This is a genomic window from Psychrobacter sp. T6-6, assembly GCF_052258185.1.
In the GTDB taxonomy this organism is placed as follows: domain Bacteria; phylum Pseudomonadota; class Gammaproteobacteria; order Pseudomonadales; family Moraxellaceae; genus Psychrobacter.
Window position 1 is genome coordinate 107,688 of sequence record NZ_JBQQEX010000003.1, and the last position, 23,681, is coordinate 131,368.

Genomic DNA, 23,681 nt, shown 5'->3' on the forward strand with positions numbered 1-23,681 from the left:
TCCAGCTTATGATGAATAGCTATTAAGGATAGGGCGTTTGGAAGGTAGAAGGGGCGGTAATACAACGAAAGTCGTTATACTCTTAATATAAGTGATCAATCATGCTGATGATAATGAGGATCGTGCTTGACAGGTATAGCAACCAAGAACCGAGTATGACCATTTAGCGTATCGGTAGTGATGCGACCTTGATGTGCGGTGACAATTTGTGAAACCAGCGATAAACCTAAGCCAGAACCTTTGTTCTTCTGCTGTAAGCGTACGAATGGGCTAAACACTTCTTCGCGTTTCTCTTCAGGGATACCTGTCCCTTCATCAATCACTGCCAGTACTGCATATTTAGGTTGCGGGCGTACAGGTTCAGCCTTTGCCTTTTTCATATGCTTGGCAAAAAGTCCTTCTTTGCGCGGCGGCGCTGATATGTCATTGCTGTTTTTAGTATTGGTTTTAGCGCTGTCTTTACTGGCATTTTTAGTGTTAGCTGTTTCATTGAGCATATTTTCAGTGTTCTGCTGACGGTGACTCTCGAGAGTGTCTTTGCTAATGAATGTTTTGTTATCTGTAGACTGGACTGTACCATTAGGAATAGGGTGGTCAGTATTTTTAGTAGTTGCTTCGGAGTCAGAGTCAGGAACAGCTCTCCACATTACTTTTTTGACTCTATCAGTCAACTCATTGGTGAAGCTATGGTAGTTCGCAAGTAATGACGAGTCATTAGCCGATTTTGGCATACCTAAATGGTTTGCTGAGCCTCTACTAGTATCAGTATTATCTTCTGTCAGAGTAGTATCTATACTATCGCTAGTCGTTGTATTGGTGTCTATATGAGTGTCTATGTCTTCACTAACGGGCACATTTTCACCGTTCATATATATCGGCGGTGCTGGTAACTTATCTATGAGGTCGACTGATTCAGGTTTATCAGTATCGTTTCGCTCATAATTATCATAGCCATCATGTTCACTTGGATTATTTTGATGGTTCGCAGTGACATCAGTCTGATTATCATAAGAATCAAATTCCAAGCTATTATAATCAGTGAAACTGTTGGCGAGTACCGTTTGCAACAGATAATCAGGGACTACTCCAGCGTCTTCGATAGTTTGAACCCCATAAAGAAGCACAGTGACAGGCGGCTTGCCATGCAGCATAGCATTGGTCAATAGATTACGGATGAGGTGAGTCAACATTGATGATTGACCATCAATCATAATGTGCTCACCAATCAAGGTCGCTTCAGGATAGTGTTGACGCTCTTGATTGACAAGGTCATATAAGTCTAAATCTTCAATCTGTTGCAAGGCATGGCCCGCATCTAGACGACTGACCAATAAGATACTCTCTACCAAGTCATTGAGCCCCGATAAGTCTCGAGTGATGGCATGAGCGCGCTTATCAAATTTGGCTTTGGTATCAGTTGGCAACGCACCAGCTAACATGTCCATCATTTCGATCTGTAAGCGAATACGCGTGATGGGTGTACGTAACTCATGGGAGGCATGTGCCAGTAATAAGTTATTGGCATCGACGAGATGCTCGATTTTTTGCGCTGCTTGGTTGAAGCCTCGTGCGAGTGAAGCGATTTCATCATTACCCCGAGCATTCACGCGAACCGTAAAATCGCCATCACCCAGTTGAGTCATCTGCTGGCTCAACTGATCGATGCGCCAGGTCATGGTACGGGCTATGAGCCAGAGAACACCTGCCATAATGATGAGCAGCAATAGAGTACCAGTAAACAGATTTAGCGCAGCAGACAACACAGGTTTTTTGGGTGGCAAACGTGATTCATACAGTAGCGTATAGCCCGTACTACTATATACTTGCGCCTGTTTGGTAGGCGGAGTATCTGCGAACGAAGGAAAAACACGTGAAAACAAAGAAGGCGTTGGCGGTAATTCTAGTGGTAAGTCACTGTTGTCAGTCTGCATGAGCATCCGACCTTCACTGTCATACAAGCCCATTTTTGCTTGAAGAGACTCATCAAAAATATCAAAGCTTTTTTTGACAACAGCGAGCATGAACCGCGACTGTAGACGGTTATCTTTACTAATAGAGATATTTAATTCATGTAAAAATGGATCGATTTGTCCTAAGATCTGCGTCGCTAATATCTCCGACCGTATGCCTGCATCTTTGTCATGGACCAATTGGGTCAACAACACCATCGCTACGGCAAATAAAGTAAGTGCCAGCATGACGCTGGCAAATAACTTGGCAAATACGGAACGAAAACCCAATTGCTGCATTAAACAATCTCTACTATCGGACGCTGATATGGACTGGTACGACTGAGCTCAACAAGTTGCTGATTAATCGACTGTGTTAGATTAAACCTGATCAGTAGCAAATTGATAGCCAACGCCGCGTACCGTGATGATGCGTTTTGGTTGACGCGGATTGTCTTCAATCAGAGCACGCAGACGCGAGATATGAACGTCAATAGCACGGTCGATATTGTCTGAGCTGTCATCATTTGGCATTGCCTGCCATAGCTGCTCGCGATTTAGTACCTTGCCAGAATGAGTGGCAAAATAATGCAGCAGTTGGAACTGATGCGTTGTCAGACGTACAGGCTCATCATCGATAGTCACTTCATGGCTATCAGGGAACACACTCAAACGACCAAAAGTTAGGCTATCTGATTGGCTGTCTGCCTGATTTGGCTGTTCGTGACGACGAATGACAGCACGGATACGAGCGAGAAGCTCGCGTGGCTCAAAAGGCTTGGCGATATAGTCATCAGCACCCATCTCTAATCCTAGTACGCGGTCGGTAGTATCACCTTTCGCAGTTAGCATGATAATAGGTACTTTGTTGGTCATATTGTTTTTGTTGCCACGGATTTTTTGGCACACTTGCATACCATCCATATCAGGCAGCATCAAGTCCAGTACGACCAAATCAATATCACGCTCTTTGGTATCTAATAGATCGAGACCTTCTTGACCAAGACCAGCATGATGGACATCATAGTAGTTCATGGTCAAATAATCACTAATCAGCTCTGCTAAATCTGGATCGTCTTCAATCAATAAAATCTGCTTGCTCATGGGATATCCTCTAGTTGTTGTTATGATTTGCTAAAACTCTAATACGCGCTAATTGCCTAATTATGATAATTGTTCGAATGATTTTGACTTTAAAGCAATTAAATCATTAATATAATTAAACAGGCGAGCCTCTAATTTTTTAAATGTATAAAAGACTAAGCCATTATAAAAAGGCTGTCTAAAATACTCGGTTAACGCTATATAAGGTACGTCATAGTGCCTAATTATGCTGTTACAAAACAAGAGAAGCTTTGTTAATGTTTCTACATAATGTAACTGTCAAGGTAAGCTGCTATGACACGATGACTTTTTTCCCTTCAGAATCAACAGGTAAATCAGCCAAACAAATCAAACTATCGTTACTCACCCCAGCGATTAAATACTGCTGGGTATTCGGATCATATTCAACAACCTCAATAGGCTGGCGTGTTAAGCGCTGGTCTTGCCCAATAACCCAAACATTAGCAGCCAACGGTCTAAGTGGCATATATGGCGGCTTTTGTAGCTCTGTTAAATCAACGTCATGCAAAGCGCGCTTGGGTACGATTGTACCGACATCTATTTGTCCGTAGTTGACTCGCCCAGTGACTTTCATCTCTGGCAGTAGTTTGTCACGACTGGCTTCATTGTCAATGACGTTAACATAAACCAAGAGCTTTTTTGGTTGACTGGTTGAGACCAGTTTGCTGACTTGTCCAGTAAATTTATCAGTCATACTCTCGACCGTAAAGTTAACGGTTTGACCCACTGAAAGCTGAGGTTCTGCTTGGATAGGCAGGGTCGCTGCAAAATGCAGTTTTGTTTCATCACTAAGTTGCAATAAAGACGCGCGCGCTGCCATCTTTTGCCCAGCTTTCGCATTTAGGTTTTCTACGCGACCTGAGAAGCTGGCATGTATGGTAATCAAATTGTATTGTCCACTTGGTGTTGCGGCGCTACTCTCTACGTTGTTGCTATCGGATTCATTGTTGGTAGATCCGCTACTGTTAGTGCTATTGCTATTAGCACCATCGTCAGCTTTTGCGGTTACTAAGTCTGTTGCTGGTGACTTTATATCATTGGTAGTTTCTTTTGCGACCGCAATATCTTTATCTTTAGTTGGCTGTACAGCTTTGGCACTTGCATTTGCTTGCTGTTTGTCTGCTAGCGTTGACTCTTTGGTTTCAGTAGCTGCTGTATCGTTGTCTATAGAATCATCTGTAGATGCTACATCTTTAGCAGTACCTGCACGCCTAAAAACAAGCAGCGGTGACCCTTTCTCTACCCATTGACCTTCACTGACTAAGGTTTCTTCGATGGTTATAGGATGTACTGCCACAAATGAGGTCTGTTTAATAGGCTCGATATTACCTTGCAGACCAAGACTTGGCTGATATCGTGAAGGCTTTACACTGAGTATATGATCTGGTGTCATGGTGACGCTATCACTGGTAATGACAAGCGGCGTATCTATAGCGGCTTCATTTTCAGCAGCGACTGGCTCACTATTGGATGGTGATGGCTGACAAGCAGCGAGCAATAAAGCACCAAGCAAGTATAGGCTTTTTTTCGAATGTTTATAGGCTGTCATAGCAGTTACCATTATAGTCATTACCTTATTATATAGTGAATTGTCACGTGGTGGAATGAGTGCAGCCTACTTACCAAACTTAAGTAGGTTAAGCCCTTTTGCCAGATCAGCAACAAAAGTTATTCATTTATCAGATAAGAACAGATGTTTTTAAGACTCAATAGTCTGAATATTAATTCGTGAATAACTGGAAAAGGGTTAATAACTGTGCTAAAACAAACATAAAGAAATACACTGATACATTTTTATCACAAATGCAAATTATTCAGCAATGTGGCTATTGATTCTATATAATGCAAAAGTATCGTAAATTTGTTTACTACATTGATTTGATTACTTTGCTTTGGCGATGATTGATTTTAAAATATGCCTAAAAATATGCCCAAGTGTCTTCAGCGCTTACATGAGTTTGATTGATATCCACAAACAAGAGTAGGGTGACAAGCCCAATATACTAAGAATAACGCTCGATTATGTGAGCTTATTAATTGCAAAGTGCGTATAGTAACCCATGTTGACGCTGTGTTTGATGGGCAGACACTGATAAAAAATAGCCGCTGTCAGAATAAGTTTTGATATATGCTTAATCTTCTGTATCGTTTTAATGCTGACTGTCGTTACGGTCTGAGATTAATGGTTAAGACTTTGTATAGACAGAAGAGCGTTACGTATAAATAGTTGTTCATAGGATAATGATAATGGAAAATAATTTTGATGGCCTAAAAGTGATGGTAATTGATGACTCAAAAACCATTCGCCGTACCGCAGAAACCTTGTTACAAAAGGCAGGCTGTGAAGTAGTAACTGCTATTGATGGTTTTGATGCTTTAGCAAAAATTGTTGATAATAATCCAGACATTATTTTTGTCGATATTATGATGCCTCGTTTGGATGGTTATCAGACTTGCGCATTGATAAAAAATAACCCAGATTACGCCAATAAGCCTGTAATTATGTTGTCGTCTAAAGATGGTTTGTTTGATAAAGCACGTGGTCGTATTGTCGGGTCTGATGAGTATTTGACCAAGCCATTTAGTAAAGATGAGCTTTTTGATGCTATCAATCAGTACCGCTAGTCAGGTATAGCTAGACTTAACCGTAATGATTGTTAAGATTGGAAGTGATTGCTCAATTTTTGAGTAATTATGATAAAAAATATACCACCAATAAATTTTGGGTATTGTTTTCAATCGTTTTACTTCAACAATATATCCTCATGGATATCTTAGAAATAAAGGAAATCCCTATGGCTACAGTTTTAGTCATTGACGACTCGCCATCAGAAATGGCGAAATTTCGCGACATGCTTGCCAAAAATAATTTTCAAGTACTAGAAGCTTCAAACGGCGAGCAAGGCTGTCAAATGGCCGCTGATCATTTGCCAGATGTTATTTTGATGGATGTGGTTATGCCTGAGATGAACGGCTTTCAAGCCACGCGAAAGATTACTCGTGGCAAAACAACCGCGCATATTCCTGTCATTATGATCAGTACCAAAAATCAGGAAACCGATAGAGTTTGGGGCAAACGCCAAGGCGCTAAAGAGTATATGAGTAAACCAGTTGACGAAAATGGATTGGTCAATATGATTCGCAAAGTGATGGAGTAACTTGTGGCTTCTAGAGGATTTATTGAGCTTCTGCGTATAGCAGATTTGGCACGTGCGCGTAAAAGTGGTCGCCGCGGTGGTCAAGCATTTGATTGGCAGGGTGTGGTATTTGAAATTGGTGGGCAACGCTTGGTTGCCCCTATGGGTCAGGTATCAGAGGTGTTGTCCATGCCAGAATACACAAGCTTACCTCTAGTAAAGCCTTGGATGCTAGGTATTGCCAATATCCGTGGACGTTTGTTACCGCTCACGGATTTGTCACATTTTTTGCAAGTTCCGAGTCGACTGTCTCAGTTAAGCCAGCGAAAAGTTATGGTTGTTGACCATGATAATAGTTTTTCAGGACTACTGGTCGATCAAGTGCTCGGTATTGAGCAGTTTACTCAGGATCAGTACCGCCCAGAAGCGATTGATCCTAATTCACCATTTGCGCCTTATAACCATGGTAAGTTTTTGAAAGAAGAGCAAGAGTGGTATGTCTTCATGCCAAGCTTGCTTGCACAGGATCTACAATATTCAGATGCTGCAATATAGTAATCGACAATAGAATACCTGTCTGTGAAGTAATGGCAGATTAATAGCGACTGACACGATTTAGTGAAATGTCAGCATTTATACAGGCTTTGCTAATCATTGTTTTGATAACAATAAGATTGTCAAAGTCAGTCACGATAAGACTTTGACGATTGTTTGAAAGGGATATGCAAGATGAGTGATGTTATAAGAAAACCTGTAGCTGGTATGAGTAATACAACAGCGGACGGTAAAGATGCTAATAATACATGGAAGCTGTTATTAGGGTTTTTCGTTTTATTGAGCATAGCCTGCCTGATCTGGCTGATCAATTCGCTATCATCAGTGAGTCAGTATTTTGGCAGCTTCAATCAGTCTGTTATCTTACCAGCCGTGATATTTGCGGTTGGTGCCCTAGGTATTATGTTTGCCTCGTATCAGTTGCTTAAGCAGCGCGGTGGTTCAGAGCGTTTGCTTATTGAAAAAGAGACGTTACGTCGTCGTCAAGAAGCAGAAGCAGAGTCTGAACGCGCTCGTCAGATTCAAGAAGAAAACGAACGTAACCAGATCGCTATTCTACGTCTACTTGATGAATTGGGTGACTTGGCAGAGGGTGATTTGACCGTCAATGCTACGGTATCAGAAGATTTTACTGGCGCCATTGCTGATTCGGTAAACTTTGCAATTGACCAACTACGCCAATTGGTCTTGGTTATTAACAGTACCGCTGATCGTGTATCACAGTCCTCAGATCAAACCCAGATGAATGCGGTTGAGTTGGCCGAAGCCTCTGAGCATCAAGCGCAAGAGATTGCAGGTGTATCAGCTGCGATTAACGAGATGACCGTATCAATTGACCAAGTTTCGAACAACGCTGCAGAGTCTGCAACCGTTGCTCAGCGTTCAGTTGCTATCTCGCATAATGGAGCTGCGGTTGTACAGCGTTCGATTGAAGGTATGAACGTTATTCGTGATCAGATTCAAGAAACATCAAAACGTATCAAACGTTTGGGTGAGTCTTCGCAAGAGATTGGTGATATCGTTGGTCTAATCAACGATATTGCAGATCAGACCAACGTTTTGGCATTGAATGCTGCCATTCAGGCATCGATGGCAGGGGAAGCGGGACGAGGTTTCGCTGTTGTTGCTGATGAGGTTCAGCGTCTGGCTGAGCGTTCAGCAAACGCGACCAAACAGATTGAAACATTGGTAAAAACCATTCAGGCAGATACTAACGAAGCTGTTATGTCGATGGAATCAACAACTTCTGAAGTAGTACGCGGTGCACGTCTTGCAAAAGATGCAGGTGAGGCACTAGAAGAAGTACAGAGCGTTTCTAATACGTTGGCTGACTTGATTCAAAGTATCTCAAACGCTGCATTACAGCAGGCTGAGTCTGCTGGACACATCTCTCACACCATGAATATTATTCAGGACATCACCTCACAAACATCGTCTGGTACGATGGCAACCGCACGTTCTATTGGTGAGTTGAGTGAAATGGCTGCAGCCCTACAGGAATCGGTTACTGGTTTTAAAGTATCAGATGATGATGCATTGTTAGATGATGACATGATGAATTCTGAAGAAGTATTATCAGAAACTGTTTAATCATTTGTTGTTAGCATTAGAGCGTCGCTGCTTCATATAGCGCTCCCTCGATGAGACTATTAACTAAAATGCTGTACAGGCTATGATGATGTACAGCAGCAATCATAGCAGGTGACGTGAACAATCGTACTCAACCAGACAGAGCTCCAGTCAATAACGCTGAATTTGCATTGAGCGAAGCTCTGAGGCAATCAGGTCGTTTTGATGCGGGTCAATGGCAAAAGTACATAGAGCACGAGATTGGCTTTGTACTCCCAGACATGCAGCTGCAGTGGTTGATCAATGCAATTGAATGTACGGCAATATCAAATGGACTGACCCTCGAGCAGCTATGGATTCAGCTGCCAAAAAATAGTGAACTGCGTCAGCAATTTTTAGACAAAGTTTTGATTCACGAAAGTCGATTTTTTCGGCACAAGCCTTCCATAGATTTTGTCACAAAATATGCATTACAGCATCAAAATGCAAATGAAGTAGATAGCCCATTTCGTATTTGGAGCGTTGGCTGTGCAAGTGGACAAGAAGCATGGTCTTTAGCTATGAGTCTGTCAGCAGAACAGTTGTCAAACTACTGTATATTGGGAACCGACGTGAGTGAACAGGCGATTATAGACGCACGTTTAGCACAATATGACAAACGGCAGCAGTCTTTAATACCTGAGCGGTGTCAGCAGTTCGTTCAGCCTATAACTACTAAGAGTATAAGTCGTAGGCTGAACACAGGTGGCATAGCTGATCAGTCAAACATGTCAAATAGTACCCAGTCCAGCTGGCAGATAGCATCAGTCTTAAAACCGTATGTTAATTTTGCTGTGCATAACATCATTGAACAACAATCTCCCACTTCGCATCTTCAAAATGTGATCATCTGTCAAAATATGCTGCTATATTTTCGTAAGTTTGATCAGCGTGATATTTTGGCACGGCTCTCAGAGCAGTGTGCGTTAGCGGGTTATATTATATTGGCTCCAGGTGAGGCGTTGTTTTGGCGTCCTTCAAATATGCGCCGTATTGCGCACCCACAGGTTAATGTGTGGCAAAAAATCAGTGCCTAAATTAGTGCCTAGACGAGTTAGGATAAACCTATGAAAAACCAGCCCAATGACATAGTGACGCTTGAGTGGTTGTTGCCACTGTTTGATCAGCAGTTATCACAGATATCTGATGGCTGGCAATTAGAGGCTGATATCGCTAGCTATGAGCAGATGATATCGTACTATCATCAGATAAGTGGTGCATTGATTATGGTTCGTCTTCCTCTATTAGCAGGTCTTGCTAATAAGCTGGGTTTGCTTGCGAGCTTAGGAGACGATGACAGCTTCTCTAGTAAAGACTGCCGGATAGGACAATTTTCTCATAAGCTGCTGCAGCGTGAGTTGAATTACTATACGCGTACAGGCAATTATCACGTTGCTGTAATAGACAAAGCTGCTTATGAGCTGACGCAGGTACTGTCTCAAAGAGGTATAGCAACAGAGCTCATTGTCGATGATACTGATGCTCAGCATGAATATTTAGGTAATGGTGATATTGACGACAGTATTATCAAAAGTATTGAAGTGACAGTACCCATTACTGAAGTTACAACCCGTTTAGTTGATCAGCAATATCAGCAACTGTTATTAGTATGGCGACAGCAAGTACAGAAGTTATTGACTGCTAATGTGAATCAGCCATCAGTACTGAGCGTTCTAGAAAAAGTAGTTCAATATCTCTGGCAGACGACTCAAGATAGAGAGCTACAACGTCTTTGGTACTTGACTCAATTGTGGCTAAATGATCTTGCGCACAACGACACGCCATTACCTGAAAGTTATGCACAACTTCTCAGTCAGTTGGATCATGTTATAGAGTCTTATGGTCAATCAGTGACTTTATCCTCAAGCTTTGTCAAAAGCTTAATTACGACTGTCTACATTGAGCTCAGCTACTTAGTAACGAGTAGCGATCGCACTCAGTCTGTTCTTGATAATGTATCACAGAGCATACCGCCGATATCACGTTTCTTACCGCAAATGCTCAGTGAGCTTGAGACGCTCATTTTTGATTTGGACCAGCCAGTTACTCTAATAAACCCTCTAAAATATATGAAGAACCAGCTTGAGAGTCGAGGTTGGACACAGTATGTCTCGCAAGCTGAATCAATCATTGCCGATTTAGAACAAGTTATCTTTTCAGAGACAGATGCTGCGCAAGAACAATTACAAATTGAGCGTAAGCTACAAGAGTTGTATAACGATATCTATGATATTGAACAGACTATATCGCTCAAAATCGGTGACGCTGCTTCTTTTGCTACAATACCTGAAGCTTCTTATAGTACCGAAAAGCAGTTAGAGGGCGAACCTAAATCGGTCTCTACCGATAGTGAATTACGTGAGCTACGTATTGCCGTTGAAAATATCAAACAAAAATTCAATGAGTACCTACAACGTCAAACGGTTCAGTTATTGCCAGAGATTGCTGAGTTTGACAATATAGCTCAAGCTTTCGAGAATATGGGGTTGTCAGACGTTAGACAGACTATTAATGATATAGGTCATATATTTGCGCAATTACGCACCGGCGATGTCACAGTACTTAGCTGGGACTTGACTCAAGCATTGGCTGAGGGTTTGACTTCTATTGAGCTCTTACTAGATTACCTAGCGCAGCAAGTCTTTGATCAAAAGCTGCTGACACAAGCTAATGAGTATACGATGAGAGCTACTCAGCTTTTGAATGCTCACATAGAAGCACCAGACACAGTCAGTGAGACGTGGCCAATGCAAGCATCAGTAGCAATGGATGTTGTTCGTTATGATGATAGTGGTGAGATTGCGCCTGCTGATGAAAATGATGAGCCAGTGTTAGCACAGGCTATAGTGGATACCAGTGCAAATGCCACTGCTGATACAGAGAGTAGTGATGCATTGATACATGCTCGTGAGCAGGTCAAGCCTGATAACTTTGATATCGATGCAGATATTCGTGATATTTTTATTGAAGAAGTCACAGAGGTAATTGCCGATCTAGAAGACTTCCTTCCTATCTGGCAGCAAGACTCACAAGACTTAACACCATTAACTGAAGTGCGTCGCGGTTTCCATACGCTAAAAGGGTCTGGTCGTATGGTTGGCGCCTTTAGTATTAGTGAGATGGCATGGTCAATCGAAAATCTACTCAATCGTCTGTTAGATAAGACCTTGCCTGTAACAGATGAGGTCGTCAATTTAGTCATTGATACTGCAAAACGTCTACCAGCTTTAGTAACCGATTTTGAAGATCAACAACCGCCAAGTTACGATCCTGCGATTACGATTCTACAAAGTAGTAATTTGATGACGCAGCAGCCTATCAATGCAGGTCTTACTGTGTTTGAGGCAGAAGTTAAAACAGAAGCTACTGAGATAGAGAGTGCCAAGATAGAAAGCACTGAAACAGAAGCTGAATCTGATATAAACAACTCTGCTATGATGGATGACATAGAGCTGGATACGTTACTCTCAATAGGCGGTAATGACGAACTATCGAGCTCTGAAAGTAATAATATGCTGACATCATTATCTGATTTAGAGATTCCGCCCGTACTTATCCCATTCATGCAAGAGGCGACGCAGCTACCAGCTGATGCAAATGATGCAGATCCTGATATTAAAGAAATATTCTTAGAAGAAGCCAATGAGGTATTAGAGGAAATCGTTCCACTATACGAACAGTGGCAGCTATCGTTATCTGATTTAGATGGTTTAAAAGATATCCGCCGCGGCTTCCATACGCTAAAAGGGTCTGGTCGCATGGTAGGGGCAAACTATACTGCCGAGCTGGCGTGGGCAATAGAAAATATGCTCAATCGCGTACTGGATCATAGTGTTGTCGCCTCAGGTGAGATGCGTCAGCTGATTTCAGATGTGTTGAGTACGTATCCTAAGATGCTAACCGCCTTTGAAGATAATAGCCAAAATTATCCAGCCGTAACACCGTTGTGGATTGCTTGTGCTAATGCCTATAGTAAGCAGCATGGCGATGAATTCAGCTATTCTAACTTGTATGAGCAAATAACTACGAGCCCTGAACAAGCAAGTGAGAGTCTGAAAACTGAAGCCATTCAAGAGCCGATACTGGTATCGGACTCAGATGAAACTACTGTTCACTATAATGTTGATGATAATGATGGCGCGATGGATACCACGCTACAGACGATCAATTCTGTCAACGAAAAAATGGCAGAAGCCGCTGTCGTTCTAACGCCTCAAAGTGAAGAGGAAAGAGCATTTTGTAAGATATTTATTGATGAAGCAGAAGAGCTACTTCATCATATCGATCAGTTTGTCAGCGACAATCAAGATCAGTACCGTATTGAGATAACAGATGATATCGTACGTGCATTCCATACCCTACGCGGTGCTTCTGGCTCAAGTGCTTTAGCGGCCATCAGTGAAGTGGGTGCAACGATAGAGCATAGTCTAGAGCTGTTACAACAGCAAGATATTCCTATGAATACTCAGCATCTAGAAGCGTTGGCCCAATCTTCTACATTGATAGATGGGTACTTAAATAGTTACAAACAGAACCTAGAACAGCATAGCGTGGCCGTAGAAGACTCGCAAAGTCAGCAAGACATAGCATCATTGCAAGCCATGCTTGGTGAGCAATACATTATCAGTGATACGGCAGTGATCTCTGATGATAAACCGACGATAGAAGAGTTGCTGGATAGTAATATTGACACGCTATTGGATGCTGAATGGGAATTAGATGATGCCTTGAATCATACAGAAGTCGCGCATACTCAAGATTATATAGCTCAGCAAATCTTACAGATAGACGCTCTCTCTAATAAGGCGCAGGCATTTCCGAAGTTTGTGACGGTTCTAAATGAGCTAGGTAATGTATATAGCTATCTAAATGACAATATCGATAGAGCAGGTGACAAAGATATTCAGGCGACGCTGCACGCTGGTCATGCTCAGCTAGTAGGGCTATTTGATGCCTTGGCCGGTAGTACTTCATTGAAGATCGACCAGCAGGTCATCGACGAGCTACAGAGTATCTATCAAAGTGATAATAGTCTCGAAGATGCAGATAGTAGCTTTACAGTTCGTACTACTGCAGCGCCTGAGCTACAGTTTGAGACAATTGATACCGACATTGAGCTATTAGAGATATTCTTAGAAGAGGCGCAGGAGCTTGATAATGCGCTAGATGAAAGCTTTAATAAGTGGCGTGACGATATCACCAATATCAACGCACTCAAAGTCTTGCAGCGTCACTTGCACACCATCAAAGGTGGGGCACGTATGGCGGGTATCCGCAGTATTGGCGATCTTACCCACGAAGCAGAAAGTGTGTATGAGTCTTTTGTAGAAAACAGACGAGCGCCGACTGCACAGTGGCTTGAGATTATGCAAATGGTGCAAGACACGATGTCATTGCAGGTCATGCATATCGTCAGTCACAAAAAATCTTTCTTTACCTCAGAGCTCATTGAGCAATTAAGAGCATTTGAAAAAGCACCAAGCTTACCAGAAACAGTGGAGCTAATCATACCAGTTCCAAATAATCATTTTGAGCCAGCTGTTGCCGCTCCAGTGGTTGATGTTGATACTGGTACCGAAGTGTTAGAGACCGTAAGTCTAGAGACGATGATTAAGCAGTCATGGGCTAATGGGCTACCTGATCCAGATATACTAGCAGTATTCTTGGAAGAAGCTGAAGAGCTAACCAATCGAAATAAGTATCTGCATTTGTTCTTAAAAGATACAGGCAATACTATAGCGTTACAAGCACTCCAGCGTGATTTGCATACCATCAAGGGCGGTGCGCGAATGGTGACAGCCTCTGGTATCGCAGATTTAGCTCACGAGATGGAATCAGTGTATACAGACTTTGTCAGTAATCGCCGTCCAGCGACCAAAAAAGTTCTAGAGCTCTTAGTAGCCAGTCATGACTGGCTCGCTGATGCCGTATTTATTCTTCAACAACAGGTCAATCCACCAACGCCTACATTGCTGATTGGGGCATTAGAGCAGTTCGGTAAAAACCCTGATAGTCTCAAACAAATACCTAAAGAGTCGCTACAGTCTCAGCGCGAAGCAATTTTGATTGCTAAAGAAAACCAAGACTCTCAGTATCTTGCCAAAGATATCGGCGAAATGCCTTCTATGCTTAGAAGTACTAACGACGAAGATGAAAACGCCAATAACAATGAGATGATTCGTATCTCAGGCGGGCTGATCGAGCACATGATTAACTTATCTGGTGAGTCAGCGATTAACCGTGCGCGTATTGATATGGGCATCAGTAGCTTAACCAATAGTATCGAAGAGATGGGTACCACAGTACAGCGACTGGCAGATCAGTTACGCCGTATGGAGATCGAGCTTGAAGCTCAAATTTTGTCCCAGATAGATGAGGAGTTGATTAACAATGAAGACTTTGATCCTCTAGAAATGGATCAGTACTCATCATTGAACCAGCTGTCTAAATCTTTGACAGAGTCGGCTTCGGATTTGGTGGACATTAACCATACGCTATTAGAAAAGACCCGTGATAGTGAAGGTCTGTTGCTACAGCTTTCACGAACACAGACCGAATTACAAGATGGATTGATGAATTCGCGTATGGTTCCATTTACGCGTTTGACACCTCGTCTTGAGCGTATTGTACGTCAGACAGCCAATGAGTTGAACAAATCCGTCGATCTAACAATCATCAACGCTGATGACGAGATGGACAGAACCATTCTAGAGCGTATTACCTCGCCACTTGAGCACATGCTACGAAATGCGGTCGATCATGGTATTGAAACGACGTCGACGCGATTGAAAGCAGGCAAGGAGCGTAGTGGACGTATTACTCTCGAGGTACACCGAGAAGGTGGCGAGATCGTTATTCAGCTATCGGATGATGGTCGCGGCATCGATGTAGAGGCAGTCCGCAATAAAGCAATCTCTCAAGGTCTTATCGATGCAGACGATGACAGTCTCTCTGATCTAGATATCATGCAATACATCTTTAATGCAGGCTTAAGTACTAGTAAGCAAGTGACACAGATCTCTGGTCGCGGTGTTGGCATGGATGTTGTAATCAGTGAAATTCGCCAACTGGGCGGTTCGGTTTCAGTGGTATCGGAGCTTGGTAAAGGTTCTAGCTTTACAATGCGCTTACCATTGACGGTGGCAGTATCTGATGCATTGGTGGTACGTGCAGCAGATCGTTACTATGCCATACCATTGGTACAGATCGAGCGTGTGGTACGTGTCAACCCAGAAAAGCTCTATGATTACTATCAATCAAATGATGCGACGCTAAACTTTGAAGATACTGATTACCGAGTACGTTATTTAAATGAGATTTTATCAGGCAATAAGCTAAATGAGCTGGTGGTGAATACCAATACCAGCCTACCGCTGATCATCATCAAAAACCGTACAGGGCAGAATATTGCTCTACAGGTCGATCAGATTGCAGGGTCACGTATTGAAGTGGTTGTGAAGCCTTTGGGACAGCAGTTATCGAATATACCAGGTATCTCGGCCGCTACAATTATGGGCGATGGCTCAGTGATGCTTATCTTAGATTTGATTGCTTTAATGCGTAATGCACAATTGGGCAAAAACACCTTAAAGTCCGCGAATGCTAAACGAGGACGCATAGAGTCCAAATCGACTGTTCTAGTAGTCGATGACTCTGTTACCGTACGCAAAGTGACCTCACGCTTCTTAGAGCGTCAAGGCTTCAATGTGGCAGTCGCAAAAGATGGTATTGATGCGCTTGAGATACTACAAGACACGACGCCAGATATGATCTTGCTAGATATTGAAATGCCGCGTATGGATGGTTTTGAGGTTGCAACCCAAGTCAGACACAATGGTCGATTGCAGCATATTCCAATTATAATGATCACATCACGTACGGGTGAGAAGCATCGTGAGCGTGCATTAGAGATTGGTGTGAATGACTATATGGGTAAGCCATTCCAAGAAAAAGAGCTGCTTGAAAAAATACAGAAATTGCTAGGTAAAGAGGCAAGCCTGACTAATGAAGGATAATGCACGTGTTTTAGCACTGCGAGAGAAAAACAAAAGTGATATCAAAGTGCTGGTGGTGGCAGAAGATCATCGCCAGCGTGTGGCTTTTTCGGATACCGTGCGTAGTTGCGGTTTCACGCTTATAGGATGTGTGTCACGAGTGCAGTGGCAAGAAAAAAGTGAGCTGTCTAATATACCTGTTGATATTTGGCTGATAGATAGTGACTACGATGACAGTGTCGCAACAGCAACGTTAGTATCTAAACCAGCAGCTGTGCTGGTGGGCTTTAGTCAAGCCCCTTATCTCAATGAGGCACAGCAATATGCCAAATGGCAACGAAAACTAAAACGTAAGTTTGCACAACTACTGGCATTACCGGCGCTATTAGATACGCCAGTCCGTAAAAGTGACGTCACCGAAATGGACTGGGAGTATGTCGTGTTTCTAGGAGCCTCTATGGGTGGACCTAGCGCGGTAAAAGAGTTTTTGGATAATGTACCAGCCACCCTACCAGTTTGTATCTTATTGGCGCATCACTTTAATCAGACGATGATTGGTACATTACCCCGCATACTCAATCGCCATAATGATTGGGGCTGTGAGGTAGTTGCTTCCTCACAACGTTTGAGAGCAGGGCAGTGCCTTATAGCCCCTATTGATAAGCAGATTGTCTGCGACTCGACAGGTCGGGTGATACTACTAGAGCAGGGGTGGAGCGGTGAATATAAACCTGCCATTGGTCAGCTTATCAAAAATGCTAGCGATGCTTACGGTAACGAGCTGATAAATATTGTCTTTTCAGGTATGGGTAACGATGGTTCTCAGTATCTCGACCTAATTCAAGATAATAATAGCCAACTATGGGCACAAGATCCTGCTCTAAGTGCGTGTCCAAGCCAACCCCAAGCCATTATCGACTCAGGATACTGTAGCTTTATTGGCAGCCCCAAAGAGTTGGCACAAAAACTGTCTGATTATATTGGTGAAAGGCAGCAAGCCATTCACGCTAACTGATTGTGAGCGACGTATGAAACAAATTTTAAAACATTCGTTTGAAGCGGTAAGTCTACTGACCACGAACAATGGTATGCTTGAAGTCACTATCGTGCCAGCATCTAACCAGCCTGACTGGATTATTCCAAGCGCTCTAATTTTGAGCGTAGAGGATCATCAAGAACGCACCACTATATATGACTGGCAACAGCAAGCGCTGCCTGTGTTTCATTTGTTGTCGAAAGATGAGGTGCCAGAGCGAATTATTGTGTTAGAAGGCAATACAGCTGAACATCGTTTTGCTCTACAAACAGCAGGTGAGCTGCAGCAGTTACAAGCTCGTATCTCTGATGTTAAAGATGTTGATATTCCTAAGCAGATGTTGAATAGCAGTACTGACGTCTTGGAGGGGCAGTCTAATGAAGACATCGTGCTCTCTTATTTATATCAAACGGTCATGATTGGTGATAAGACGTACCTAGTACCAGATTTAGATAAAATCGCGCATAACTTGGCTAATTTAGACAGTTAAATGCTCGTTTAGCGTTAAGGTGTTTATCATTTTATCGCTACAGCTTGACATATCGGTTGTTTTTTATCTTGTGAGGGGTAGCCATCCTATTTATAATATTGAGTAGTAATAACTTATAATAAAGATAAAGACAATAGAGCCGCTCATGAATAATTCTAACGTATCAAAATGGTCTCTTAGTAGTCGCATATTTCATTGGATCAGTGCGCTTTTGCTGTTGGTCACGTGGATTATGATGTTGCTATACGAGAATCTCGATGGCAGCTTATACATCGGACTTCACAAATCGTTCGGGATAAGTTTATTATTTTGGATGATTGCACGAGTCATCAATCGCCTGTTTGTTAAAGCACCACCATCAGTACCAATGCCAAAGTGGCAGTCACTGGTCTCTAAGTTTTCCCACTTTGCCCTCTATGCCATTTTGATCGCTATGCCGCTTGCTGGTCTACTCATGTCTGTATACGGTGGACGCCCTGTCGACATCTTTGGGCTATTTCAGATACCTGTTTTTGTGACTCCTGATAGAAGTTTGGCACGTTTTTATAATGATATACATACTGATATCATCTGGCCTATGATTATTGGTTTTACGGCACTTCATATTGGTGCAGCCCTATATCATCAATTTATCAAAAAAGACAATCTAATAGCGCGTATGAAATAAGCCATTATCGTTACTCATTTTTCTAATATGCACATAGATATGAAAAAATATATTGATAAACTTATACAAAGAAGCTCATATAAAGCAATCTATATAAAGAAAATACAGCCAAAAAAAGCCCTAAGTATATGACTTAGGGCTTTTCTATATCAGACATAAATTGAGACGTTAATGGTCTGAATACATAAACTTACTTTTTGTGTTCAGGTAAATTAATATTCATCTCTAATACATCTAGGCTGTCTTCTGAACGATGGTTAATGTTCACATCATCAATCTGTACACCGTTGACGTACTTATTAACCACTTCTAGTATTTCACGTTTCATTTTTTCGATACGATCAACTGTCAGTCGGTTATTCAGACGGTTTTCGCTAGCTACGATAACCTTGAGGCGCTCAGTTGCCAAATTAGCACTACCAGCGTTACTGCTGTCGTCAGTACCAAATAGGCTACTCCAAAATCCTTTTTTCTTAGTCATCATTAACCCCCAAACCAGCGCTGCAGTAAACTTTTCTTTTTCACATCGATATGACGTAACGGACGCTCTTCACCCAAAAAGCGAGCGACGATATCATCATAACACTGACCAGCCACAGAGTCGCTATAATGAATGACAGGCTCGCCATGGTTAGACGCTTCGAGCACTGAATGGCTCTCAGGCACAACGCCGAGCAGTGGTACTTTTAAGATATCATTTGAGATGGTATCGATGTCCATCATCTCGTTTGCAGCGGCGCGCTCCGCATTGTAACGAGTGATCACCAGGTGCTCACGTACAGAGCCTTGGTTCTCTTCGACTTTTTTGGTCTGGCTCTGCAAGATACCAATGATGCGATCTGAGTCACGTACTGAAGAGATTTCAGGGTTAGTGACGATAATGGCTTCATCAGCGTGATACATAGCCAGCTGCGCACCGCGCTCGATACCAGCAGGTGAGTCGCAGATGATATAGTCAAACTGTTTAGACAGCTCAGCCATAACCTCTGATACGCCTTCGTCTGTTAGCGCGTCTTTATCACGCGTTTGGCTAGCAGGAAGGATATACAAGTTCTCAAGCTGCTTGTCTTTGACAAGTGCTTGTGACAAACGTGCGCTACCAGTAATGACATCGACAAAATCATAAACAATTCGGTTTTCACAACCCATGATCAAGTCTAGATTACGTAGACCTACATCAAAATCGATCACTACCGTCTTATAGCCACGCAATGCTAAACCAGCGGCAAAAGAGGCACTTGTCGTGGTTTTTCCCACACCGCCTTTACCTGAAGTGATTACAACTATCTTCGCCACAATGGCACACTCCTATGAATCAATGGGATATCTGTTATATAAATAGCACAATTGCATGGTATTTATCTACTATATATGTACTATCTGCGAAGCTAGCCTAGCATAAATAAACAAATATTTATAGCAAGTCTATACTAAAGCAGGAAAACAACTGATATATGAGCTATAGAGAGTTTCTACTTAAAAAAACACACTGCTAATAATGATCATTTCTATTCGCTTCATAAATCTATAATGGCACTAAAAATAATAGCAAAAATAGCAGCTGATAATAGACCAACTATAATAATTGATTCTATGTACCTCGCGCGTCTTATACTATAGCTTAATCAAGCACACCTACCTTACTCAGTTTACTTTTCTAAACCATCACTTAATCGTGTATTGTTTTTAACAGTATTAAATTCTAAGCCTCATCCATCACAGTAAATACCAAGCCTTCACCTTCTATAAACTTTACTTGTACAGGCTTGTCAATCACGTGCTCAGGTAGGTTGTCCCGCAAGCAATAAGTGCCTGCTACAGAAACCAGCGAAGGATTAAAAACCTGACAAAAAATACGCGCGTCTTTGTCACCTGTTGCGCCTGCCACCAAGCGACCTTGAGCGCGGCCATATACGTGCAAGCTGTTATCAGTAATCGCTTCAGCACCGCTATTGACACTGTTTGTCAAAATCAAGTCACCACCGACATGGTTTAAGCTCTGCCCTGAGCGTAGCATCTGGTCATAGATCAAACTGGTAATATGCTGAGCGCTAGTAAGGGTATCAGCTGGCATCTCAGATATAGTCGTTTTGGTCTCTCGTTCATTGGTCGCTGTAACGTCTTTTACATTATCGTCGCTAGCTGAGTCTTTGTTGCTGTCTTCTGCTGGCTTATTGGGCGTCGCAAGTGCTTTCTTACTAGGTATGATACGCTCAATGCGTTTGCCATCTGCTGGAAATATAGCCAAGCGCTGTTCGCGAGCTTGGTCATCGAGTACACCTGTGACCACACCGATAGGTTGTAGTCCCCATGACCATAGCAACTCTACCAATGCAGATAAATCTTGCTCAACGTCGCTATCAATAAGGATGGGGATATTACTCGACTTGTTGCTTAGCGTGTCAGCCAGCTGGGCTTCAATAGCACTTAGGTCATCTGTACTGAACTGTAAACGCGAAAAAGTCAACATTTTGCCGTATAAGGCTAAGGCAGGGGCTGTGTTTGTTGTTTGGTTTTTATTATCTGAAACTGTCATATATAAACCCTTAAGAATAATTCTATCGCTGTATCCACAGCGTCATTTTTATAATTGCGTCATGCGAGTCGATAGATATACTACAGATTTAGCATATCTTGATGCTTCCATTGCTGTACTTTTACTTGCGCTTCAAATTCAGTCAAACTGTCATCAATGATACTCGAAATCAGAGTATCGAGCGCAGTATTATTGGTATCTATTTGCGCAATACCGCTAGCAATAGCAACCATCAATGAGTCGAGGCGCTCAGGGTCAAGCAGACGCTGATTTAATGCGTAAACGACATTGGTGCCGACGTTGTGCCCGATACTCTGCAATTGTGATTCAATTAAGCTGCCAGCGATAGGGATCATACGCAAATAGCGTCGTAGCTCAGGGGTATTGGCCAACCCTTCTTCAATAGCATTGCCCATCTCATCGGCTAATATACTACCACCACCTGATGAAGCGGTGAGCTCTTGTAATTTTGGGGCAAGCTCCGAGCGTAGCATGGACAGCACGGCGGCTTCGATTTCAGCACGGTTGCGCGTGATAGCCGATTCGATAAATGATTTATGTGCTTTGGGATCGGTCAGTTGCTGTCTAAAGTTTTGGATGGTCGTTAAGATGACACGATCAGATAGCTCCTCTAGCAGTAAATCGATATAGAACTTAATACGATTGATCCAGAGCTGTGGTAGCACTTGATAGCCAAGCTGATAGAGTCGGCGTCCGATAATGACTGCTCGGAACAACCGTAATGCACGTAATTGCGGAAAACAACCTAATACTTCATACCAGTGGACAAAAGGAAAAAAGAACCAGCGGTAGTAGACTTTGTTTTTGATGGCGATAGCCCAGCGTAATAACAGCTCGGCAATCAAAAATATAGTAAAAAACCCACCAGCAGTACGCAATGGCTCATGCAAAGTGGTTTGATACCAGTTTAGTCCGTCATTCACAGACAGCCACTGTGCAGCGTTATTACTAAAATCGCTCATCAACACCGCATCAATACTGATCAGTAATAGATCAATACTGATTACGATGAGCATCACGATGTCGTAGGTAAGCTTCAAGCGGCTTGGCTTTGGACGATTTGGCCTTGGCGGCTCACTAGGTGTTAGGTGAGGCGAAACCGGTGCTGCAAGAGGCGGGCTAGTAGGAGAGGCGGGCACAGTCATACCTTATAAGTGATAAATGACACAAAGAGTGAGCAGATTTTCGATAATGACTAAAAACAATTATCGAAAATTTATCAGTTCACGAATAGTCACATTATCAATGAATAAGACCAAAAAACAACCCATCTATGAGTAAAATTTACGTATCCTAGTTAAAGATGTTTTATACAATTATAGGAAATAAATATGCCTCATCAATAAAAAACGTACTTCATCACATTGGAATGGTCTGCAACCGCTGTGGATAGCGTATTACTAGATGGCTGATTTTAATTATCTATATCACTCTAAGTTACAGTATTTTTATAGAGGTAATACCCTTATAGGAAATGACACCCCCATAGAAAATGCCTATCACGTTGCCAAGTGATGGTTTATTTAGCGTTTTGAGGCTCAGGATTGGTTTCAAAATCAGCCAACATGTCGGTGATACGCTGATCTTTTTGGCGCCAGATTTTTTCAACCCAATCGAACATCTGCGCTTTTATATCATCATCATTTTCGTAACCACCTTTTTTGATACCATCGAACAAAGTATCCGGTATATCGATATATCTTAGATCTACCCCCAAACGCTTGATGTTACCTTTCCATAGATCACCATAGCTTGGTACACCGTCTGGATAGACAATAGTCACATCCAATATGCCGTCAATGTCTTCTCCTAACGCACTGATTGCCAATGATAAGCCACCTGCACGTGGTTTTAGCAAATGAGTATATGGAGAGTGCTGCTTTGCGTGCTTGGCTTTGGTAAAGCGTGTTCCTTCCAAGTAGTTGAGCAAAGTAAAAGGCTTGTCCTTTAATAGCGCACAGGCACGTTTGGCCTCTTCAATATCTTTACCTTTTAGTGCAGGGTTTTTGGCGATGGCTTCTTTGGAGTGCCGACGCATCATAGGGAAGTCTAAAAAGTAGAAAGCCTGTCCAACGATAGGAATATAAATCAGCTCAAACTTGGTAAAGAAACGCGTGAGTGGCAGGCGCTTTTCGCCTATATACTGCACGATGCTGGTGTCGACCCATGATTGATGATTGCTAACCAAGAGGTATTTGCCCTCAGTATGGATATCATCAGGTAGGCTAATGCGCCAGTCCTTACGAGGTAACATGTCATCAATCAAAGCGCTATTGCTGCTGATCCAGTAGGTAGCAATCTTGATAACGGCTTTGTCCGCGATGGGAGCACCAGTAATGACCTTGCCAACACCCATTAACCATAAGGGAATACTACCACCAAAGCTATTAGCAGCAATGACGCCCGTAGCCGTGGCTAATGACACAGCCTTACCCAGCTTAGGAGTACGTTTGTGCATTTTTCGAATGGTAGATGTCAGGCGCATGCTTGATCCTCTTGTTCAATCTAATTAATAAATGAGTCTTACATTGTGGGTGTCAATGTATTTGGGGTCTACCGAATC

Annotated in this window: 16 protein-coding genes and 1 pseudogene; 9 read left to right on the top strand and 8 right to left on the bottom strand. The window is 42.5% G+C overall.

Annotated elements, in window-relative coordinates:
• Nucleotides 1-95: 95 nt before the first annotated feature.
• The 3 genes from ACTXGL_RS06350 to ACTXGL_RS06360 form a co-directional block, all read right to left on the bottom strand.
• A complete protein-coding gene (locus ACTXGL_RS06350; RefSeq protein WP_443525644.1) occupies nucleotides 96-2,249 on the bottom strand; it encodes an ATP-binding protein in 2,154 nt (717 codons plus the stop codon).
• Nucleotides 2,250-2,330: 81 nt separating this feature from the next.
• Complete coding sequence (locus tag ACTXGL_RS06355) at nucleotides 2,331-3,053, bottom strand: response regulator transcription factor (RefSeq protein ID WP_058025471.1); 723 nt, start codon at nucleotides 3,051-3,053, stop codon at nucleotides 2,331-2,333.
• Nucleotides 3,054-3,345: 292 nt separating this feature from the next.
• Nucleotides 3,346-4,623 carry an efflux RND transporter periplasmic adaptor subunit gene (locus ACTXGL_RS06360; protein WP_443525646.1) on the bottom strand — a complete coding sequence of 426 codons (1,278 nt, stop codon included), beginning with the start codon at nucleotides 4,621-4,623 and terminating at the stop codon, nucleotides 3,346-3,348.
• 698 nt (nucleotides 4,624-5,321) lie between these two features.
• Here ACTXGL_RS06360 and pilG point away from each other — a divergent pair.
• The 9 genes and pseudogenes from pilG to ACTXGL_RS06405 all read left to right on the top strand — a co-directional run bounded on the left by pilG (nucleotide 5,322) and on the right by ACTXGL_RS06405 (nucleotide 18,561).
• Nucleotides 5,322-5,699, top strand: coding sequence for a twitching motility response regulator PilG (gene pilG / locus ACTXGL_RS06365; protein WP_114701589.1), 378 nt, complete (start codon nucleotides 5,322-5,324; stop codon nucleotides 5,697-5,699).
• A 170-nt stretch (nucleotides 5,700-5,869) separates the two neighbouring features.
• Complete coding sequence (locus ACTXGL_RS06370) at nucleotides 5,870-6,232, top strand: response regulator (RefSeq protein ID WP_319050912.1); 363 nt, start codon at nucleotides 5,870-5,872, stop codon at nucleotides 6,230-6,232.
• Nucleotides 6,233-6,235: 3 nt separating this feature from the next.
• Nucleotides 6,236-6,766: a chemotaxis protein CheW gene (locus tag ACTXGL_RS06375; protein WP_443525647.1), complete on the top strand. Its 531-nt coding sequence runs from the start codon at nucleotides 6,236-6,238 to the stop codon at nucleotides 6,764-6,766.
• Nucleotides 6,767-7,294: 528 nt separating this feature from the next.
• A pseudogene (locus ACTXGL_RS06380) lies at nucleotides 7,295-8,356 on the top strand (methyl-accepting chemotaxis protein); the annotation flags it as partial.
• Between the two features lie 116 nt (nucleotides 8,357-8,472).
• The gene (locus ACTXGL_RS06385) at nucleotides 8,473-9,411 is read left to right on the top strand and encodes a CheR family methyltransferase (protein ID WP_443525649.1); all 939 of its coding nucleotides are present in this window, start codon (nucleotides 8,473-8,475) and stop codon (nucleotides 9,409-9,411) included.
• Between the two features lie 30 nt (nucleotides 9,412-9,441).
• On the top strand, nucleotides 9,442-16,389 hold the full coding sequence (locus ACTXGL_RS06390) for an Hpt domain-containing protein (RefSeq protein ID WP_443525650.1): 6,948 nt from the start codon (nucleotides 9,442-9,444) through the stop codon (nucleotides 16,387-16,389).
• The gene (locus tag ACTXGL_RS06395; RefSeq protein WP_443525651.1) at nucleotides 16,379-17,383 is read left to right on the top strand and encodes a chemotaxis protein CheB; all 1,005 of its coding nucleotides are present in this window, start codon (nucleotides 16,379-16,381) and stop codon (nucleotides 17,381-17,383) included. The genes ACTXGL_RS06390 and ACTXGL_RS06395 overlap by 11 nt, the downstream gene beginning before the upstream one ends.
• 13 nt (nucleotides 17,384-17,396) lie before the next feature.
• Nucleotides 17,397-17,894, top strand: coding sequence for a hypothetical protein (locus tag ACTXGL_RS06400; RefSeq protein ID WP_443525652.1), 498 nt, complete (start codon nucleotides 17,397-17,399; stop codon nucleotides 17,892-17,894).
• Nucleotides 17,895-18,039: 145 nt separating this feature from the next.
• Nucleotides 18,040-18,561 carry a cytochrome b gene (locus ACTXGL_RS06405; RefSeq protein ID WP_443525653.1) on the top strand — a complete coding sequence of 174 codons (522 nt, stop codon included), beginning with the start codon at nucleotides 18,040-18,042 and terminating at the stop codon, nucleotides 18,559-18,561.
• 190 nt (nucleotides 18,562-18,751) lie between these two features.
• On the opposite strand, the gene minE is transcribed toward ACTXGL_RS06405, so the two are convergent.
• The 5 genes from minE to ACTXGL_RS06430 all read right to left on the bottom strand — a co-directional run bounded on the left by minE (nucleotide 18,752) and on the right by ACTXGL_RS06430 (nucleotide 23,603).
• Nucleotides 18,752-19,042 (bottom strand): cell division topological specificity factor MinE, encoded by a 291-nt coding sequence (gene minE / locus ACTXGL_RS06410; protein WP_319050905.1) that lies wholly within the window; start codon nucleotides 19,040-19,042, stop codon nucleotides 18,752-18,754.
• A 2-nt stretch (nucleotides 19,043-19,044) separates the two neighbouring features.
• On the bottom strand, nucleotides 19,045-19,857 hold the full coding sequence (gene minD, locus ACTXGL_RS06415) for a septum site-determining protein MinD (protein ID WP_319050904.1): 813 nt from the start codon (nucleotides 19,855-19,857) through the stop codon (nucleotides 19,045-19,047).
• Nucleotides 19,858-20,263: 406 nt separating this feature from the next.
• Nucleotides 20,264-21,097: a septum site-determining protein MinC gene (gene minC / locus ACTXGL_RS06420; protein ID WP_443525654.1), complete on the bottom strand. Its 834-nt coding sequence runs from the start codon at nucleotides 21,095-21,097 to the stop codon at nucleotides 20,264-20,266.
• An 80-nt stretch (nucleotides 21,098-21,177) separates the two neighbouring features.
• Complete coding sequence (locus ACTXGL_RS06425) at nucleotides 21,178-22,263, bottom strand: hypothetical protein (RefSeq protein ID WP_443525655.1); 1,086 nt, start codon at nucleotides 22,261-22,263, stop codon at nucleotides 21,178-21,180.
• A gap of 374 nt (nucleotides 22,264-22,637) precedes the next feature.
• Entirely contained in the window at nucleotides 22,638-23,603 is a 966-nt protein-coding gene (locus ACTXGL_RS06430; protein WP_443525657.1) for an acyltransferase, read from the bottom strand.
• Between the last annotated feature and the right edge of the window lie 78 nt (nucleotides 23,604-23,681).

Excerpts from the sequence above, each read along its gene's own strand:
- ACTXGL_RS06350 (WP_443525644.1), bottom strand. The coding sequence starts at position 2,249 with ATGCAGCAATTGGGTTTTCGTTCCGTATTTGCCAAGTTATTTGCCAGC.
- ACTXGL_RS06355 (WP_058025471.1), bottom strand. The coding sequence starts at position 3,053 with ATGAGCAAGCAGATTTTATTGATTGAAGACGATCCAGATTTAGCAGAG.
- ACTXGL_RS06360 (WP_443525646.1), bottom strand. The coding sequence starts at position 4,623 with ATGACAGCCTATAAACATTCGAAAAAAAGCCTATACTTGCTTGGTGCT.
- pilG (WP_114701589.1), top strand. The coding sequence starts at position 5,322 with ATGGAAAATAATTTTGATGGCCTAAAAGTGATGGTAATTGATGACTCA.
- ACTXGL_RS06370 (WP_319050912.1), top strand. The coding sequence starts at position 5,870 with ATGGCTACAGTTTTAGTCATTGACGACTCGCCATCAGAAATGGCGAAA.
- ACTXGL_RS06390 (WP_443525650.1), top strand. The coding sequence starts at position 9,442 with ATGAAAAACCAGCCCAATGACATAGTGACGCTTGAGTGGTTGTTGCCA.
- ACTXGL_RS06395 (WP_443525651.1), top strand. The coding sequence starts at position 16,379 with ATGAAGGATAATGCACGTGTTTTAGCACTGCGAGAGAAAAACAAAAGT.
- ACTXGL_RS06400 (WP_443525652.1), top strand. The coding sequence starts at position 17,397 with ATGAAACAAATTTTAAAACATTCGTTTGAAGCGGTAAGTCTACTGACC.
- ACTXGL_RS06405 (WP_443525653.1), top strand. The coding sequence starts at position 18,040 with ATGAATAATTCTAACGTATCAAAATGGTCTCTTAGTAGTCGCATATTT.
- minE (WP_319050905.1), bottom strand. The coding sequence starts at position 19,042 with ATGACTAAGAAAAAAGGATTTTGGAGTAGCCTATTTGGTACTGACGAC.
- minC (WP_443525654.1), bottom strand. The coding sequence starts at position 21,097 with ATGACAGTTTCAGATAATAAAAACCAAACAACAAACACAGCCCCTGCC.
- ACTXGL_RS06425 (WP_443525655.1), bottom strand. The coding sequence starts at position 22,263 with ATGACTGTGCCCGCCTCTCCTACTAGCCCGCCTCTTGCAGCACCGGTT.
- ACTXGL_RS06430 (WP_443525657.1), bottom strand. The coding sequence starts at position 23,603 with ATGCGCCTGACATCTACCATTCGAAAAATGCACAAACGTACTCCTAAG.